This is a genomic window from Acuticoccus sp. MNP-M23 (assembly GCF_031195445.1).
In the GTDB taxonomy this organism is placed as follows: Bacteria; Pseudomonadota; Alphaproteobacteria; order Rhizobiales; family Amorphaceae; genus Acuticoccus.
In genome coordinates this window covers 4,422,413-4,439,669 of sequence record NZ_CP133480.1, presented here as the reverse complement: position 1 = coordinate 4,439,669, position 17,257 = coordinate 4,422,413, and the positions used below count along the sequence as shown (strand labels likewise).

At 65.9% G+C, this 17,257-nt stretch carries 16 protein-coding genes; 7 read left to right on the top strand and 9 right to left on the bottom strand.

The window, feature by feature from the left end:
- The first annotated feature begins 2 nt into the window (after positions 1-2).
- Positions 3-1,121, top strand: a complete 1,119-nt coding sequence (locus tag RDV64_RS20440) for a hypothetical protein (protein ID WP_309196807.1) — start codon at positions 3-5, stop codon at positions 1,119-1,121.
- Positions 1,122-1,124: 3 nt separating this feature from the next.
- On the opposite strand, the gene RDV64_RS20435 is transcribed toward RDV64_RS20440, so the two are convergent.
- Both RDV64_RS20435 and RDV64_RS20430 read right to left on the bottom strand, forming a co-directional pair.
- On the bottom strand, positions 1,125-1,547 hold the full coding sequence (locus tag RDV64_RS20435; protein WP_309196805.1) for a thioesterase family protein: 423 nt from the start codon (positions 1,545-1,547) through the stop codon (positions 1,125-1,127).
- A complete protein-coding gene (locus RDV64_RS20430) occupies positions 1,537-2,262 on the bottom strand; it encodes an aspartate/glutamate racemase family protein (protein ID WP_309196804.1) in 726 nt (241 codons plus the stop codon). The genes RDV64_RS20435 and RDV64_RS20430 overlap by 11 nt, the downstream gene beginning before the upstream one ends.
- A gap of 173 nt (positions 2,263-2,435) precedes the next feature.
- Between RDV64_RS20430 and RDV64_RS20425 the strand changes: the two genes are divergently transcribed.
- The 6 genes from RDV64_RS20425 to RDV64_RS20400 all read left to right on the top strand — a co-directional run bounded on the left by RDV64_RS20425 (position 2,436) and on the right by RDV64_RS20400 (position 9,610).
- Positions 2,436-4,139, top strand: a complete 1,704-nt coding sequence (locus RDV64_RS20425; RefSeq protein ID WP_309196803.1) for a thiamine pyrophosphate-binding protein — start codon at positions 2,436-2,438, stop codon at positions 4,137-4,139.
- Positions 4,136-5,269 (top strand): enolase C-terminal domain-like protein, encoded by a 1,134-nt coding sequence (locus RDV64_RS20420; protein ID WP_309196802.1) that lies wholly within the window; start codon positions 4,136-4,138, stop codon positions 5,267-5,269. The genes RDV64_RS20425 and RDV64_RS20420 overlap by 4 nt, the downstream gene beginning before the upstream one ends.
- The gene (locus RDV64_RS20415) at positions 5,266-6,519 is read left to right on the top strand and encodes an FAD-binding oxidoreductase (protein WP_309196800.1); all 1,254 of its coding nucleotides are present in this window, start codon (positions 5,266-5,268) and stop codon (positions 6,517-6,519) included. Before RDV64_RS20420 ends, RDV64_RS20415 begins: the two co-directional genes overlap by 4 nt.
- A 52-nt stretch (positions 6,520-6,571) precedes the next feature.
- Positions 6,572-7,543 carry a TRAP transporter substrate-binding protein gene (locus tag RDV64_RS20410; protein ID WP_309196799.1) on the top strand — a complete coding sequence of 324 codons (972 nt, stop codon included), beginning with the start codon at positions 6,572-6,574 and terminating at the stop codon, positions 7,541-7,543.
- Positions 7,544-7,761: 218 nt separating this feature from the next.
- Entirely contained in the window at positions 7,762-8,289 is a 528-nt protein-coding gene (locus RDV64_RS20405; protein WP_309196798.1) for a TRAP transporter small permease, read from the top strand.
- 4 nt (positions 8,290-8,293) lie between these two features.
- The gene (locus tag RDV64_RS20400; protein WP_309196797.1) at positions 8,294-9,610 is read left to right on the top strand and encodes a TRAP transporter large permease subunit; all 1,317 of its coding nucleotides are present in this window, start codon (positions 8,294-8,296) and stop codon (positions 9,608-9,610) included.
- A 108-nt stretch (positions 9,611-9,718) separates the two neighbouring features.
- On the opposite strand, the gene RDV64_RS20395 is transcribed toward RDV64_RS20400, so the two are convergent.
- The 7 genes from RDV64_RS20395 to RDV64_RS20365 all read right to left on the bottom strand — a co-directional run bounded on the left by RDV64_RS20395 (position 9,719) and on the right by RDV64_RS20365 (position 17,254).
- The gene (locus RDV64_RS20395; protein ID WP_309196796.1) at positions 9,719-11,275 is read right to left on the bottom strand and encodes a catalase; all 1,557 of its coding nucleotides are present in this window, start codon (positions 11,273-11,275) and stop codon (positions 9,719-9,721) included.
- Positions 11,276-11,413: 138 nt separating this feature from the next.
- The gene (locus RDV64_RS20390) at positions 11,414-11,980 is read right to left on the bottom strand and encodes a DUF1349 domain-containing protein (RefSeq protein ID WP_309196795.1); all 567 of its coding nucleotides are present in this window, start codon (positions 11,978-11,980) and stop codon (positions 11,414-11,416) included.
- 78 nt (positions 11,981-12,058) lie between these two features.
- Positions 12,059-14,827, bottom strand: a complete 2,769-nt coding sequence (ppc, locus tag RDV64_RS20385; RefSeq protein ID WP_309196794.1) for a phosphoenolpyruvate carboxylase — start codon at positions 14,825-14,827, stop codon at positions 12,059-12,061.
- A 180-nt stretch (positions 14,828-15,007) separates the two neighbouring features.
- Entirely contained in the window at positions 15,008-15,274 is a 267-nt protein-coding gene (locus RDV64_RS20380) for a hypothetical protein (protein ID WP_309196793.1), read from the bottom strand.
- Between the two features lie 85 nt (positions 15,275-15,359).
- On the bottom strand, positions 15,360-15,656 hold the full coding sequence (locus RDV64_RS20375; protein WP_309196792.1) for a hypothetical protein: 297 nt from the start codon (positions 15,654-15,656) through the stop codon (positions 15,360-15,362).
- A 114-nt stretch (positions 15,657-15,770) separates the two neighbouring features.
- The gene (locus RDV64_RS20370) at positions 15,771-16,406 is read right to left on the bottom strand and encodes a nucleoside/nucleotide kinase family protein (protein ID WP_309196791.1); all 636 of its coding nucleotides are present in this window, start codon (positions 16,404-16,406) and stop codon (positions 15,771-15,773) included.
- Positions 16,406-17,254, bottom strand: coding sequence for a sugar phosphate isomerase/epimerase (locus tag RDV64_RS20365; protein WP_309196790.1), 849 nt, complete (start codon positions 17,252-17,254; stop codon positions 16,406-16,408). Before RDV64_RS20365 ends, RDV64_RS20370 begins: the two co-directional genes overlap by 1 nt.
- Positions 17,255-17,257: the final 3 nt, after the last annotated feature.

Sequence of the window (17,257 nt, the reverse complement as noted above, 5' to 3'; positions counted from 1 at the left end):
AGGTGGCGCCGCAGCCGCCCGACGCCATCAGCGCGCATGGGCTCTGCGCAGATCAGGCGCGCTGGCGGGACGGCTTTGCCCGGCTCCTTTACGGCCCTGTGCCCGCTGCTCCGTCAAAGGTTCATGTGGCCATGGCGCCGGTGGACGGGGAACCCTGCCGCCGCCTGACCATCACGATAGAAACGGCCAAAGGCGCCCACGCGGTGGATGCTGCACTCTGGCTGCCGGATGTGCCACGTCCGGTGCCTTTGGTGATCGGGCTTTCGTTTCTGGGGCCGGCCGGCGTTCTCATGGGATCGGCCTTTCCCATCGACCCGCGGATGATTGTGGATGCCGACCCGGCGCTCGGCCTTGTCAACGGCGCGCCATCACCGCGGATGCGCGGCCGTCACGCTGCGCGTTGGCCGGTCTCCCGTTTCATGGCGCACGGGGTGGGGCTGCTCCTTGCGCCCTACGGGTCCTTTGTGCCCGATTGTGCCGAGAGGTGGCAGAGCCGGGGGCTTGCGCCGCTTCTTGGCACCGGCGTGCCGCGTCCCGGCGCAATCAGCCTGTGGGCCTGGTCCCTGTCCCGGCTGGTGGATGCGGCGTTGATGCTGCCGCAGGTGGATCCAGTGCGCATTGCGGTGGCGGGCCATTCGCGGCTTGGAAAGGCGGCCCTCTGGGCGGCCGCCAACGACAGCCGGATTTCGGCGGCCATCGTCAACAATGCCGGGTGCGGCGGGACGGCAATGGCCGCCATCTCGCGCGGGGAAAGCCTTGGCGCGATGGCCGCACGCTATCCGCACTGGGGGGCAGAGGGGCTGGCCGGTGACCCGGACCGGGTCCGCCGCGCGGGACTGGACCAGCAGCACCTCATCGCAGCGGTTGCACCACGGCAGGTGATTGTGGGCTCGGCAGCGGCAGATGCCTGGGCAGATCCTGCCGCCGAATATGCCGCGATCTGTGCCGCTGCGCCCGCCTGGGGCGTGGCGTTTCCGCCTTCTCCTGCGGTTTTTGCAGAGCCGCGCACCACAACGCTGGCGCTGACGCGGGGAGGGCTGGCGTGGCATCTGCGGCCGGGAGACCACGCGCTGATGCCGGAAGACTGGCGCCATTATCTGGCGGCGTTTACCGGGAGCTGACCGTCAGCCAGCCTCCACCAGCGGCGCAAGGCGGCTGCGCACCGCATCGGGGATGGGTGCCTTCGCGATCACGCCGTCCACTTCACGCACCATCACGCGGGTTTCCATGCCCTTTGCCACCAGTGTGCCGTTGCGGGTGAACACGTAGGTGAGCGAGAGGCTGGTGGTGCCGAGCTTGGTGAGCTTTGAGGCAATCGTCAGCACGTCTCCAAAGCGGGCCGGCGCGTGGAACGTGCAGCCTGTATCGCGCAGCGGCGTGCCGAGGAGGCCGTGGTCGGCCAAAAGGGTGCGCTGGTCATAGAAGGCGCACGCCTTGGTGAAGCGGTGATAGTGCCCGTCAATCCAGCGGTAGAAATTGGGGAAGAACACGATGCCTGCCGCGTCGCAGTCGCCCCATTCCACCAGCCGTTCGGTCTCATAGGCCATAGCGCCCTCCATCCAGCCTGGGCGACAGCGCGCTGTGGAACCAGCTTGCAAACCCCACCATGGTGAACACCGGGCGCCCGGTTGCGGCCCGAATGGCGGCGGCATAGGGCGTCATGTTGGTGCATTCGAGGACGATGGCGCCGACGCTGTCATCTGTGCACAACATCAGCGCAGCCGAAACGTTGTCGGCCTCCGCAAGCGCGGGATCGAGCGTTTCCTCGTCGTCCAGAATGGCGCGGGTGAATTCGGCGCCGCCCTCGGTGGTGGCGATTGGCGTGTCGGGTGGCACGCCGGCGGCGACGAGATGCGCATCGGTCAGCGTCGATCCCGAAATGGTGAGGAGCCCGGCGCGTTTGCCGGCGGGGAGAAGCCGGTTCACCGTGGCAACCTGCATCAGCGAGGATGTGGCGACGGGGACGTTGACCGCCGCCGCCAGCTCGGTCTGGAACAGCGAGAGGAAGCCGCAATTGGTGGTGATGCCGTCGCAGCCATGGCGCACGAGATCGCGCGCGGCATCGACAAACGGGCCGAGCAGGCCATCGGCCCCGTGGCGGACCACTCGGTCGGGACTTGCGCCATCCACCAGGCGGTATTGCACCGGAAACGGGAAGGTGTCCGCGTGGCCCATATCGCCGACAATGCGGGGAAAACGCGCCTCCAGCATCAGGATACCAAGGGTCGCGCCATAGATCGATTTTCCGCCGGACAGGCGCATGGGGGTCTCCCGTTGTGGCTCCCTGGTGAATGGACGCAGTGCCGGGCCTTGGCAAGATGTTGTCACGTTCGCACGCTCCAGCCATTGTATACAGACCGAAATACCGTGTACTCCTGTGCCATGCAAAGCGCGCCGCGCGACAGACCCAGACACGAAGACGAGAGGAATTCCCGATGGACGGTGGCAAGCCGCTGAGCAACGCATTGACCGGCGCGGAAGCAATGGTGCGCATGCTGGAGGCCTACGAGGTCGACACCATTTTCGGCCTCTGCGGCGACACCACGCTGCCTTTTTACGATGCGATGGCGCGGATGAAGCCCGACATCGACCACATCCTGACCCGCGACGAGCGCCACGCCGGCTACATGGCCGACGGTTATGCCCGCGTCACCGGCAAGCCCGGCGTGTGCGAGGGCCCCTCCGGCGGCGGCGCCACCTACATTCTGCCCGGCGTGGTGGAGGCCAACGAAAGCTCCATTCCCATCCTCGCCATCACCACCGACGTTGCGACCACCTCGCGCGGAAAATACCCGCTGACGGAGCTCGACCAGGTGGCGATGTTCCGCCCGCTGACCAAGTGGAACACCTCGCTCGACAATGCGGCCCGCCTGCCGGCAATGATGCGCACCGCCTTCCGCGCCATGACCACCGGCACCCCCGGCGCGGTCCACCTGGCGCTGCCCTTCGACACCCAGAAGGGTGCGGTCGACGCCGAGGAAATTTTTGCGGACAAGCGCCATACCCATTTCCCTGCCGAACGGGCGGCTCCCGAAACCGGCGCCATCGAAGAGGCGGCATCGCTCTTGGCCAACGCGTCCCGCGCGGTAATCGTGTGCGGCGGCGGCCCGGTCATCGCCGGGGCGTATGATGCGCTGGCGAAAGTCGCACGGCTGCTGGACTGCCCGGTCGCGACCACCGTGTCCGGTCAGGGCGCGATTGCCGAGACCGACCCCAACGCGCTGGGCGTGGTTGGCTCCAACGGCGGCGCGCCGTCCACCCGCGACGTGATCGACGGGGCGGACGTGGTGATGTTCGTCGGCTGCCGCGCTGGCTCCGTCACCACCGAGCGGTGGCGCTCCCCGCCGCGCAGCGCCACCATCATCCACATCGATTCGGACCCCATGGTGATCGGCGCCAACTACGACACCGCCGTCGCCATCGCCGCCGACGCGCGCCTTTCGCTGGACGCGCTGGCCGCGGCGCTGGAGACAAAGTCGCCCGAAGGGCAGGGCGGTGCGGCGCTGGCGAAAAAGGCGTGGGAGGCCAAGCTCGAAGCCTTCAACGCCCTTGCCGCCGAGACAGACCGGCCGATCCGGCCCGAAGCCGTCATCAAGGCGCTGATGGACGTGCTGGACGACGACGCCATCATCGTTGCCGACCCCGGCACGCCGTGCCCGTATTTCTCGGCGCACTACCGCTGGCGCAAACCCGGCCGCAACTTCATCACCAACCGCGCCCACGGGGCGCTCGGCTATGCGCTGGCCGCCTCCATGGGCGCCCACAAGGGCCGGCCTTCGGTCAAGACGGTCGCGGTGATGGGCGACGGCTCGTTCGGCTTTTCGTGCGGCGAGTTCGAGACCATCGTGCGCCACAACATGCCGATCACCTCGGTCGTGTTCTCCAACTCCGTCTTCGGGTGGATCAAGGCGGGGCAGGATTCCGGCTTCGGCAAGCGCTACTACAATGTCGACTTCAGCCGCACCAACCACGCCGCAGTCGCCGCAGCCTTCGGCGTGAAGACGTGGACGGTGGAGGACCCGGCCGACCTGCCGCGCGTCCTGAAAGAAGCGACAGCCCATGCCGGGCCGACGCTGGTGGACGTGATCTCGCAGCCTCTCCACGAAGCCGCGGCGCCGGTCTCCGAATGGATCGCATGACGGCGCTCGGCGATACCATCGAGCGGCTGGACCTCTGGCATCTGTCGCTCCCCGTGGTCTCCCGGCGGGACCACGGGATCGGCAGCGTCGGCGGGGCGGTGGAGGTGGTCATCGTCCGCCTCACGTCCGCCGGCGGCATCGAAGGCTTTGGCGAGGCGGCCTGCTGGTCCGTCTTCACCGGCACGCCCGAAAATGCCTACGCCGCGCTCGACCGCTACATGCGCCCGGCGGTGATCGGCGCAAGGGTCGGCGACATTGCCGGCGTGATGGCGCGGGCCGAGCGGACGGTCGCCTTTTCCACCGACGCCAAGGCGGCTCTCGAAACCGCCTTGCTGGATCTTGCAGGCCGGGCGGCTGGCATTCCCGTCTGGGCGCTGCTGGGCGGCAAGTGCCGCGATGCGATCCCGCTCTCGGTCTCGCTCGCCGATCCCGACTTCGAGGCCGATCTTGCCTTGTGCGGGCGGCTTGAGGCGGACGGCGTCGGCATCGTCAAGCTCAAGGCCGGCGTGCAGGATCACGGCTTCGACATCATGCGGCTCGACCGGCTGGCGCGGGACTTTCCGGGCATCAAGGTGCGGGTCGACTACAACCAGGGTCTTTCGCCGGCGGAGGCGATGGGCCGGGTGGTCGACCTCGATTCCCGCGGGCCCTCGTTCATCGAGCAACCTGTGCGCGCCGACCAGTTCGCCCTGATGCGCCGCTTGCGCGAGGCGACCGCAGCCCCTCTCATTGCAGACGAAAGCGTCTTCGGGCCGGAGGATATGGTGCGCGCCATCAGGGAAGAGATTTGTGACGGCATATCCGTCAAGGTGATGAAGGCAGGCGGACCGCGCCGTGCCGCCCAGGTGGCCGAGATGGCCCGTGCCGCAGGCCTTTCAGCCTATGGAGGCGACATGTTCGAGACCGGGCTTGGCCATCTGGCCGGGGTTCACGCCATAGCGGCCAGCCCCGGCATCACGCTCGGCTGCGAGTTCTACCAGGCGAAATATTATCTGGCGGAAGACATTCTGGCCGAGCCGTTCGCCATCGACAACGGCATGGTCATCGTGCCGGACGGCCCCGGCCTCGGCATCCTGCCGGACGCCGAAAAGCTTGCCCGCTTCGCGCTCCGCTCCACGGTGACGGCATGAGCCGCGTCGTCATTGTCGGCGCCGGCATCGTCGGCGTCTCCACCGCACTCTGGCTTCAGCGCGACGGGCACGAGGTCACCGTGATCGACCGCGGCGCCCCCGGCGACGGCACCAGCTACGGCAATGCCGGCGTGCTCGCCTCCTGCTCCATCGTGCCGGTCACCGGGCCGGGGCTGGTGAAGAAGGCGCCGGGAATGCTGCTGGACCGCAACCAGCCGCTCTTCCTCAAGTGGGGGTACCTTCCCAAGCTGATGCCGTGGCTGCGCAAATATCTTGCCCATGCCAACGCCGAGGATGCCAGGCGGATCGCCAACGGGCTGGCGCAGATCGTGCCGGACTCCGTCAACGAGCACATGGAGATCGCGCGCGGCACGCCCGCCGAGCGCTTCATCGCCATGTCCGACTATAATTTCGGCTACCGCGACCTTGCCCACTTCAAGGGCGACGCGTTCGGCTGGAGCATCCGCCGCGATCACGGCATGTCGTGGGACGTTCTGGAGGGCCAGTGGGTCCGCAAGTACGACCCCGCCCTTGGCGAGGCCATCGGCTGCCTCGTTCGGGTCGGCAACCACGGCCATATCAAGGACCCCGGCGCCTACGTGAAGGCGCTGGCCGCAGAGGCCGAGGCCAGGGGCGCACGTTTCATCCGCGGTGAGGCGACCGACGTGTTGCGCGAAAATGGCGCGGTCACCGGCGTGCGCGTCGGCGGTGAGACCGTGCCTTGCGACAAGTTCGTGCTGGCAACGGGCGTCTGGTCCGGTCCGCTGGCGAAGGCGCTCGGCATCGACGTGCCGCTGGAAACCGAGCGCGGCTATCACATCGAGCTGATCGAACCGTCGGTGATGCCGAGCGCGCCGCTGATGGTGGCATCGGGCAAGTTTGTCGCAACGCCCATGGAGGGACGGCTGCGCTGCGCCGGGATCGTCGAGTTCGGCGGGCTGGATGCCGCGCCGTCCCGCCGGCCGTTCCAGCTTCTGGAGGAGCAGGTGAAAAAGGCGCTGCCGGGCCTCACCTTCAAGGACAAGCGCGAGTGGATGGGTCACCGGCCGGCAACGGCGGACTCCCTGCCGCTGATTGGCGAAGTGGATGGCATCAAAGGTGCTTTCCTCGGGTTCGGCCATCATCACATCGGGCTGACGTCGGGGCCCAAGACAGGCCGGCTCCTGGCGCAGCTTATCGCAGGACGGGCGCCTAATATTGACATTTCAATGTTCGCGCCATCACGCTTCGCATCTCGGCCCGCAAAGTAACGGGCCCCTGCCGACGGCGCACAGAACGCCGCACAGAACGGAGTTTTCGGGAATGAGCAAAGCAATACTGGTCAGCGCCACGGCCGTGGCCACCCTCTGGTCCGCAGCGGCGTTTGCGGAAAAGTGGGACATGCCGATGGCGTATGCGGCGAGCAACTTCCACTCTGAAACCGGCGCCGAGTTCGCCCAGTGCGTCACCGACGGCACCGACGGCGCGCTGGAAATTGCAGTCCACCCCTCGGGTTCGCTGTTCTCCGGCGACCAGATCAAGCGCGCGGTGCAGACCGGGCAAACGCAGATCGGCGAGCGGCTCCTGTCGGCGCACCAGAACGAGGATGCGCTGTTCGGCGTCGATTCGATCCCCTTCCTCGCCACATCGTTCGAACAGCATGACAAGCTATGGGAAGCGGCCAAGCCTGCCATGGAAGAGCTTCTGGAGAGCCAGGGCCTCACGCTCCTCTACTCCGTGCCGTGGCCGCCACAGGGGCTCTATTTTGCCAAGCCGGTGAACAGCGTTGCCGACATGGAAGGCGTGAAGTTCCGCTCCTACAACAACGCCACCGCCCGCCTTGCCGAGCTGACCGGAATGCTCCCGGTGCAGATCGAGGCCGCCGAAATCAGCCAGGCGTTCGCGACGGGCGTTGCTGAATCGATGGTCTCGTCAGGCGCCACCGGCTACGACCGCAAGGTCTGGGAAAGCCTCACCAACTTCTACGAGGTCGACGCCTGGATCCCGCGCAACTACATCTTCGTCAACACGTCCGTCTGGGATGGCGAGTCTGACGAGATCAAGTCCGTCGTCACCGACTGCGCCGCCAAGGCCGAGGAAGCCGGCACCAAGCGGGCTGTCGACTACACCGACTTCACCCTCGGCGAGCTGAAGAAGAACGGCATGAGCGTCGAGCCGCCGTCCGAGCAGCTTGCCACCGAACTGCGCGAGATCGGCGACACGATGACCGCCGAGTGGCTGGATGCGGCCGGCGATACGGGCAAGACGATCGTCGACACCTACAACGCCAACTGATCCTGCATTCCGGACCGCTTGCCTGACCGGTCCGTCGTCCGATGCCAACGAAGGCGCCGCAAGCTGGCGGCGCCTTCGTCTTTCGGTGCCGCGCCTGGCGCATGGCTCCGCATGATGGGGCGGCCGATTGAAGGCATTGCAAAATCCACGGGTTCTGGTGCGTGCGGGTGTGCGGCCGCAACCGGTCGCGCGTTGACGCCAAGCCGAGAGGGTTCACGGTGAAGAGGACAATCCGCGCCATCCTTGATGGTCTTTATTTCGGCTCGGGCGTCTTGGGGGCGCTGTGCCTCATCGCGATCCTGGTGCTGATCGTCGTCCAGATGGTCGCCCGCTGGACCGGCGAAGTGTTTCCCGGCGCGCCCGACTATGCGGGCTATGCCATGGCAGCGGCCTCGTTCTTTGCGTTTGCCCATGCGCTTAACCGCGGCGCGCATATTCGCGTCTCGATCCTGCTTAATTCCGTGCCCGCCGGTGCGCGGCGCTATGTGGAGATCTGGTGCTTCGGCATCGGGACGGCGCTGGCGTGGTATTTCGTCTATTACGGCGTCCGGTTCGTGTTCTGGTCATGGAAATTTCAGGACATCAGCCAGGGGCCGGATGCCTCTCCGCTGTGGATCCCGCAGACCGCCATGCTGTTCGGCGCTTTCGTGTTCGCGCTGGCGCTGACCGACCACCTCATCGCCCTGTTCACCGACGGCGATCACCGCATCAAGAACAACGTCATCGAACAGAGCCACGGGGAATAGGGTCTTGGAAAACGTCTCGATCATTCTCCTTTTCCTGTTCGTCCTGTTCACGCTTCTGGGCACCGGCGTCTGGGTCGGCCTTGCGCTGCTGGGCGTCGCGTTCGTCGGCATGGAGCTCTTCACCACTCGCCCCACCGGCGATGCGATGCTCACCACGGTGTGGCACGCCTCCTCGTCGTGGACGCTGACGGCGCTGCCGCTGTTCATCTGGATGGGGGAGGTGCTGTACCGCACGCGATTATCGGAAGACATGTTCCGCGGGCTGTCGCCATGGCTGCGTTCGCTGCCGGGCGGTCTCATTCACACCAACATTGTCGGCTGCACCATCTTTGCCGCGGTTTCCGGCTCATCCGCCGCAACGCTCACCACGGTGGGCAAGATGTCGATCCCGGAGCTTCGCCGCCGCAACTACCCTGAGCGGATGATCATCGGCACGCTGGCGGGTGCAGCAACGCTCGGCCTGATGATCCCGCCGTCGCTGACGCTCATCGTCTATGGCGTCACCATCAACGAATCGATCACCAAACTGTTCATGGCCGGTGTTCTGCCGGGGCTGGTCCTGGCCGGGATGTTCATGGCCTATGTCGGCATCTCCGCAAAGCTCTCCAAATCGTTCAACCCGGACCCCGAGCCGTCCATGAGTTTCGGCGAGCGGGTCGCCAACTCACGTTTTCTCATTCCGGTGATCCTGCTGATCTCCGTCGTGATCGGGTCCATGTATCTCGGCTATGCGACGGCCACCGAGGCTGCGGCCTTCGGTGTCATCGGTGCGCTGGTGCTGGCGGCGACGCAGGGCTCGCTCACGTGGAAGACCTTCACCGCCTCGCTGATGGGGGCGACCCGCACTTCGGCGATGATTGCGCTCATTCTGGCAGGCGCTGCCTTCCTTTCGCTGGCCATGGGCTTTACCGGCCTGCCGCGCGGGCTTGCCAACCTCATTGCCGAGCTGGAGCTTTCCCGCTTCGAGCTCCTGATGGTGCTGCTGGTCTTCTACATCATCCTCGGCTGCTTCCTCGACGGCATCTCCTCGGTGGTGCTGACCATGGCTGTTGTGGAGCCGATGATCCGCCAGGCGGGGATCGACATCATCTGGTTCGGCATCTTCATCGTGGTGGTGGTGGAGATGGCGCAGATCACTCCGCCCATCGGGTTCAACCTCTTCGTCCTTCAGGGGATGACGGGCCACGAGATGACCTTCATCGCCCGCGCGGCGATCCCGATGTTCCTCATCATGGTGGTGATGGTGTTCGTCCTGATCTTCGTGCCGGACCTTGCCACCTGGCTGCCGGACCAGATGGTGAGCCGGCCGGGATCCGGATAGGCAAGGGGAGCGGGTCAGCCTGCCGCGCCGCAAACGAAAAAAGCCGCAGGCGGGCGCCTGCGGCTTTTCCTTGTGGCGAGCATCGCTGAACCCAGCGCTGCTCGATGATTATTCCGCGGCGTGGGCGATGGGCGGGAGGCCCGTGCCGCCGTCGCCCTCGGTGGACTGCGGCGTGTTGCCGGTCACCGGGATGCCGTTGGGGTCGTAGCCGGCATCGGCAGATGCCGTTTCCCAGGCCTTGCGCACACCGGCTTCGTATCCGGGGTCGACCTGCTTCAGGTGGCCGAACCAGCGCTCGACGATCTCGGTCGGGACGCCAACCATCGCGCCGCCCATGTTCTGGTGCAGGCGGTCACGCTCGCCGTCGTCCATGACCTTCAGGTAGAGGTCGCGGACCTGAACGTAGTCGTCGTATTTCCTGTGATCGTAGCGGAAGGCATCGCCGGAGATCCGCAGCGGCGGCTCCTGTGCTGCCGGGACTTCCGCAGCGCCATTGAACGAGTTGGGCTCGTAATAGGCATTCTCGTTGCCGGTCGCGACGCCGCCATAGACGTTCATCTGCCCGTCGCGGTGGTAGTGGTGCACCGGGGTGACCGGACGGTTGATCGGCAGCGTCTCGTAGTGCGTGCCGAGACGGTGACGGTGCGCGTCGGCATAGGAGAAGATGCGTGCCTGCAGCATCTTGTCCGGCGACCACGAAATGCCGGGAACGACGTTGGACGGCGAGAATGCCGCATTCTCGATCTCGGCGAAGTAGTTTTCGGGGTTCCGGTTCAGCTCGAAGTAGCCGACGTCGATGGGCGGGTAGTCCGCATGCGGCCACACCTTGGTGAGGTCGAACGGGTTGTACTCGGTCTTCTCGGCGTCCGTCTCCGGCATGATCTGGATCTGGAATTTCCAGCGCGGGTAGTCGCCCTGTTCAATGGCGTTGAAGAGGCGCTCCTGGTAGCCCTCGCGAGTCTTGCCGATGATCTCTTCGGACTGCGCGTTGGAATACCACTTGTGACCCTGCTCGGTCTTGAAGTGGAACTTCACCCAGAACCGCTCGCCCTCGTTGTTCCACAGCGAGAAGGTGTGGCTGCCATAGCCGTTCATGTTGACCGGGCTTTGCGGCAGACCGCGGTCCGACATCAGGATCGTGACCTGGTGCAGCGCTTCGGGGGAGAGCGACCAGAAATCCCACATGGCGGTGGGGGAGCGCATGTTGGTCTTGGGGTGGCGCTTCTGGGTGTGGATGAAGTCCGGGAACTTCATCGGGTCGCGCACGAAGAAGACCGGGGTGTTGTTGCCAACCATGTCCCAGTTGCCGTCTTCGGTGTAGAATTTCAGCGCGAAGCCGCGCACGTCGCGCTCGTGGTCCGCAGCACCGGCTTCGCCGGCCACGGTGGAAAAGCGCGCCAGCATCGGCACTTCGGCGCCGGGCTGCAGGCACTTGGCGTTGGTGTAGCGGGAAATATCGCCAGTGATGACGAGCTTGCCGTGGGCACCCCAGCCCTTGGCGTGAACGGCACGCTCCGGAATGCGCTCGCGGTTCTGGTGGGCGAGCTTCTCGATCAGCTGGTAGTCCTGCAGGAGCAGCGGGCCGCGCTCACCGGCAGAAACCGAATCCTGGTTGTTGGGCCACGGCGCGCCAGCCGTGGTCGTCAGTTTGGGACGCTCCGCCATATTCGAAGTCCTCTAATTCATGATTTGTTGCTCCTGAATATCCTGCAGACTGATAGGAAGTCCAATAAATTTTAAGCAGGCATCAATAGGCGTCCCCTATGGTATGCCGCAGCACGCCACAGGGCAGCCCCAACAACCTCAGTGAACGCCGCGCACCAGCGGTTCGGTCAGCGCAAAGCTGTGGAAGCTCGCCTTGAAGCCGGCCCGCTCGGGCGAGCAGAAATACGGGCCCACCGCAGCGTCCGCATCCGCGGCGAACGGGGCAAGGCGCACCATGGACCAAGCGCCGTCCGCACCGCCAAGCTGCATGAAGACGGCATCGCCGATGCGGGTGGCGCGGATGGTGAGAGGGCCGTCCAGCGCAATGATCCGGGCCGACCAGTCCGACGAGCCGTCGGTCACGACGACGCTGAGGTGGGTTGCCCCGTCGGTCAGCTCGATGCCGAACTTGATCCAGCGCTCGGCCGAGGCACGGATCATCAGCCCGGCCTGATCGTAAAGGGTGTGGTAGTCGCCCGAGAAGGTCAGCGCGGCGCTGAATTCGGCGTCTGCCGGTAGGAGGAGGGCGTGGCCGTTGTCCCGCTCGAAGCCATAATGAGTGCGGCGCCAGAAGTCCGTCTTGCCGGCGCTGCGGGCGTTGAGGACGCCGTTGGTGTCGATGCTCCAGTCCGGCGGCGGATTGAGCCAGGTGCCTTTGTCGAACATTTCCGGTCCCCTGCATTTGTTTTGCAGGGAACCTACACCGGACGGCTGCCCCCGGCCATTGGCACCGGGGGCCGGAGCCTAGCCGCTGTTGCGCAGACCCGCGGCAACGCCGTTGATGGTGAGGTTGATGCCGTGGATCACCCTGTCATCGGTATCGCCGGCGCGGTGGCGCTTCAGAAGCTCCACCTGCAGGTGGTTGAGCGGATCGAGATAGGGAAAGCGGTTGCGCTCGGAACGCGCAAGCCACGGGTTGCTTTCCAGAAGCGCGGTCTGCCCGGTGATCTTGAACAGGACCTCGATGGTGCGCGCATGTTCTTCGCGAAGGCGGGGGAAGACGGCATTGCGCAGCGCCTCGTCTTCCACCAGCTCGGCGTAGCGCGACGCGATCGCAAGGTCGGTCTTCGACAGCACCATGTCGAGGCTGGACAGGAGGGTGCCGAAGAACGGCCAGTCGCGCGCCATCTGGTGGAGGAGGGCGAGGCCCTCCTCGCCGCGGGCGTCCAGAAACCCCTCGACCGCGGCGCCGAAGCCGTACCAGCCGGGCAGCATCACCCGGCACTGGGACCAGCCGAACACCCACGGAATGGCGCGCAGATCCTCGATGGCGCGGGAATTCTTGCGGCTTGCCGGGCGGGAACCGATGTTGAGGTTGGCAATCTCGGAAACGACGGTTGAGGACCAGAAATAGGTCTCGAACCCGTCAGTCTCGTAGACCAGCGCGCGAAAAGCCTCGAAGGCGCGTTGCGACAGGTCGTCCATCGCCGCCATGAACTCGGCAGGGGCCTTGTTGTGCGTGTCGGGCACCATGGTGGCTTCGAGCGTGGCAGCGGCAATCGCTTCAAGGTTGCGGCGGCCAAGCTCGGGGTTGGAATACTTGCCGGTGATCACCTCGCCCTGTTCGGTGATGCGGATGGCGCCGGCGACGGCGCCTTCCGGCTGGGCGACGATCGCCTCGTAGGACGGTCCGCCACCGCGGCCGACCGAGCCGCCACGCCCGTGAAAGAGGCGCAGCTTGGCGTTGTGCTTGGCGAAAACGTCGACCAGCGCGAACTCGGCCTTGAACACCTCCCAGCGGGAGGTGAGGAACCCGCCGTCCTTGTTGCTGTCCGAATAGCCGAGCATCACCTCCTGCAGGCGCCCGCGGCTTTCCAGGAGCGGCTTGTACGCCGGCAGCTCGAACAGCGTTGCCATGATCTGCGGTCCGGCGCGCAGGTCGCCGATGGTCTCGAACAGCGGCACGATGTTGAGTTCGAGCGTCCCGTCCGTCGGGCGCATCAGCCCCGCCTCCTTGAGGATGACGGCAACTTCCAGAACGTCCGACGGCGCATCGGCCTTGGAGATGATCGCGTTTTCGATGGCAGCGTTGCCGTAGAGGCGGCGCGCCTCCGCAGCGCGGCGCACGATGGCAAGCTCCGAGTTGGTCTCTTCGGAATAGTCGACGAACGGGGAGGCGAGAAGGCGCGGCACCTGAAGCTCGGCAGACAGCACGTCCACGCGTTCGTCTTCGCAAAGACCGGCATAGTCGGCGTGGACGCCGGCCTTGGCGAACAGCTCGGCGACAACGCGCTCATGCACGTCGGAATTCTGGCGAAGGTCGAGCGTCGCGAGATGGAAGCCGAACACGTCGGCAGCCCGGCGGAGCTGGCGCAGGCGGCCGCTCGCCAGCGCCTCGGAGCCGTTGGCCTTCAGCGAGGCGGCAATGGCTTCGAGGTCGGCGCGGAAATCGTCGCAGCTCGCATAGGGCTTGGCGGGGGTGCGCAGCGGCCCGTCGCCGTTGAGCCCGAGGCCGTGGTGGGTGGCGGTGAGGCGGTTGCCGATGCCGATCAGCGCGCGGCGGTAGGGCTCGCCCTGGCGGTGGGGCGAACGGTCGTCCGCTGCGGTTGCCAGCGCGTCCACTTCGGGAGAAACGGAGACCAGCCGCTCGTCCAGCGAAAGCTCGGCTGCAAGCGCCATCACCTCGCGCAGATAGTGGCTGAGGATCTTGTCGCTCTGGGCCGAGAGGGCTGCGGACAGGACGTCGGCGGTCACGAAGGGGTGCCCGTCACGGTCGCCGCCGATCCACGAACCCATGCGGAAGAAGGAGGGAAGGCTGTCCTTGCCGCTCTCGGGCTTCAGCATGTCTTCGAGCTGGCCGTACAGCTTCGGCAGTTCTTCGAGGAAGGTGTAGTCGTAATAGGCGAGCGCGTTGGTCACCTCGTCCGGCACCTTCAGCCGGTTGCGGCGCATGATGGAGGTTTGCCAAAGGGTGAGGATCGCCCGCTCCAGCGCAGTGCGGATGTCGAGCTCCTCGTCGGGCGCGAGCCCGCCGCGGGCGCGCTCGGCCAGAAGCTCGGCAATCTCGCGCTCACGGTCCAGCGTGGACTTGCGGCGCACCTCGGTGGGGTGGGCGGTGAGGACGGGGCTCATCAGGCCGAGCGACAGCGCCTCGCGGATCTCGGCGTCGGAATGGCCGGCAGCGCGGATGCGGCCCAGCGCCCGGTCGAGCGTGCTGTTGCGCGGCTCGGACCCTTCGATCTTGTGCGCGCGGTTGCGGCGGATGTGGTGCTGATCCTCCGCAATGTTGGCAAGGTGCGAGAAATAGCTGAACGCGCGGATGGTCGAGATCATCCCGTGACGGGACATGGACGAGAGGATCTGCCCCAGCTCGTCGCGGGCGGACTGGTCCTCGTCGCGGTGAAAGCGGATCGCGTTCTGGCGGACCGTTTCGATGGCGGAGAATATCTCGCCGCCCTCCTGGTCCCGCACCACGTCGCCAAGCAGCCGGCCCAGAAGCCGGATGTCTTCGCGCAAGGGAGTGTCCTTGTCCGGAGTGTCGTCAACGCTCGTCATGTCGGGCATGATGGTCATGGCCGGATCCTCGACGCGGCAGCCGCCCTGCCGCCTTGTGGCGTGGTTTCTTGGTTTGTGCAGCGCAACACTGCCCCGCACATCGAGTGCGAGCAAGTCCCGCACCGCAATCAGTTTGCGGTGCGGGATAATTGCCGAATGGCAGGGATGCCCTTGGGCCGAGCCCGTCGGGCGCGCCTTTTACTGCGGCAGGCCGAAGCCACCGCGGACGTCATGCACCAGCTCCAGGCACTTGTCCGGGTTGCCTTTGATGCCTTCCTGCGCGGCGTGTTCGATCCTCTGGGAGAATTCCATCTGCTTCTGCTCGTTCTGAGACAGGGTGATGTTGTCTTCTGCGGCCTCCTGGGCGGACGCCACGGCGGCCTCGCAATCGGCTTCGGTGGCAGCTTCGGCGGCAAAGACCGAGAGAGTCATGGCAAGGGCCGCTGCGCTGAGGATCTTGAACATTTCGTGGTGCTCCTGTGTGGACGTTTGCGGGGAATCCATAGCACCGATTTCGCCAATTCTGCGCCCGGCCTTCAATGCTCTGGCACTATTTTTCTTGAACCTGCCGCCGGTCGCGCTTCTCGGGAAAGCCGAAGCCCCCGCGCGCGTTGCGGACGATCTGAAGGCACTTCTCGTATTCGCCGATCTTGCCCTGGTGGACCGCCGCGTAGATCATCTGCGAAAAGCGCATCGACTTCTGGCTGTCGTTCTTCAGGCCGATGCTTCTGCTGCCCTGATGGTGCGCCGCATGGACCGCGGCCATACAGTCTGCCTCGGTTGCTGCATGCCCGGCGGAGATGAACGCAATGAGGAGGAGTGATGCGATGACGAATGCTGTCCGCATGAAGTTTTCTCCAGGCTCGATACTGCAAAACAGGTGAAACGGTCGAGACCAGCCGGTCACATGCCGGCCGCCTTGCAAGGACGCAGAGCGCCCTGCTGCGCCGTCGTTTGCAGCTCAGATGATCCGAATGTCCGGCTTGCGGCTGCGCGCGGTCACGAGACGGGCATTGGGAAGGTCGTTCTCGTCCACCTTGGCAGCAATGTCCGCCGGCGCAAGGCCATGCCCCTCCCAGCGCGCTGTGAGGCGCCGTTCAAGTTCCGCCTCGTCCACGTCAAGGGTTGCGGTCATGTCAAAGGCGCGGGCGAGGGTGCGCCAGGGGGCTTCATCCAGCAGCAGGTAGTTGCCTTCGCACACGATCAGGCGCGCGTCCCGGCCGATCAGGATGGCCCCCGCCCGTGCGATCTCGATGCTACGGTCAAAGCGCGGGACGACGACCGTGTCCTCTCCGGCGCGCAGCCGGTGGAGAGCGCTGGCAAGGCCGCCAACGTCGAATGTGTGCGGCGCACCCTTGCGGGCAAGGTGACCGCGTTGGCGCAGCAGCTCGTCGTCATAATGGAAGCCGTCCTGCGGCAGAAGGGCCGCGCGTCCGGGATGGGCTTCGTTGGCAGCGTCCACCACCGCCTCGGCTAGCGTGGACTTGCCGGAGGCGGGCGGCCCGGCAATGGCGATGATGCGCCGCTCGCCGCCGGTCAGCTGACCGGCAAGCGTCACAAGTTCGGCGGTGAACGCATCGGCGCCAAGGGTGCGCATCAGATCAGCCGGTACTGATGCGCCATGTTGCGCAGGAACGGCAGGCCCTCGGCCATCACCTGTTCTGCACTGTCTGCCACCGGCCGCCAGACCGAGAGCGCGGACCCGATGCGCGGCGGCAGATTGATGAAGCTTTCCATGGCCATCCCGCCCTTGTAGCCGATGGCGGCGAGGGCGGCAAAAACCTCGTTCCAGCCGATGGTGCCAGCCCCCGGCACGCCGCGGTCGGACTCCGAGAGATGGATGTAGCGAAGGTGCTCGCGGCAATCGAGGATGCCGTTGGCAAGGCCCTTCTCCTCGATGTTCATGTGATAGGTGTCGAGGTGGGCGAAGAGATTGTCCGAACCGACCTTCTCGATCATGTCGCGGGTCTGCCAGCCGGTGTTGAGGATGTGGTTCTCGTAGCGGTTCACCGCCTCGATGCCGAATGCGAGGCCCTTGCTCTTTGCGTAGTCCGCCGCGACCTTCAGCGCACGGGCGACATCGTCCTGCTCGGCCTCGGTGGGCGGATGGCCCGTGCGCTCGCCGATGCCGCCGAAGGTGACGCCGGTGAACGCGATGGCGCCACATTCGGCGGTCTTGTCCAGCGCCATCTTCAGGTAGGCGATGCCGGCCTCCGGGTCGCGCGAGGGCCAGGCTTCCTCCGGCAGGCCAAGGGAGCAGACGGCAGTCATCTCCGCCTTGTCGAGGAGCGCTGCGGTGTGCGGCGCATCGACCGACGGCGGGTCCAGAAGCGCAATCTCGATGAAATCGATCGGGTGCTTCTGCGCCTCGGCGATTGCATATTCGGCGGCATCGCGCGTCCAGTCGATGGACCACAGCGAGGTGTGGACGCCAAAACCCTTCATGCC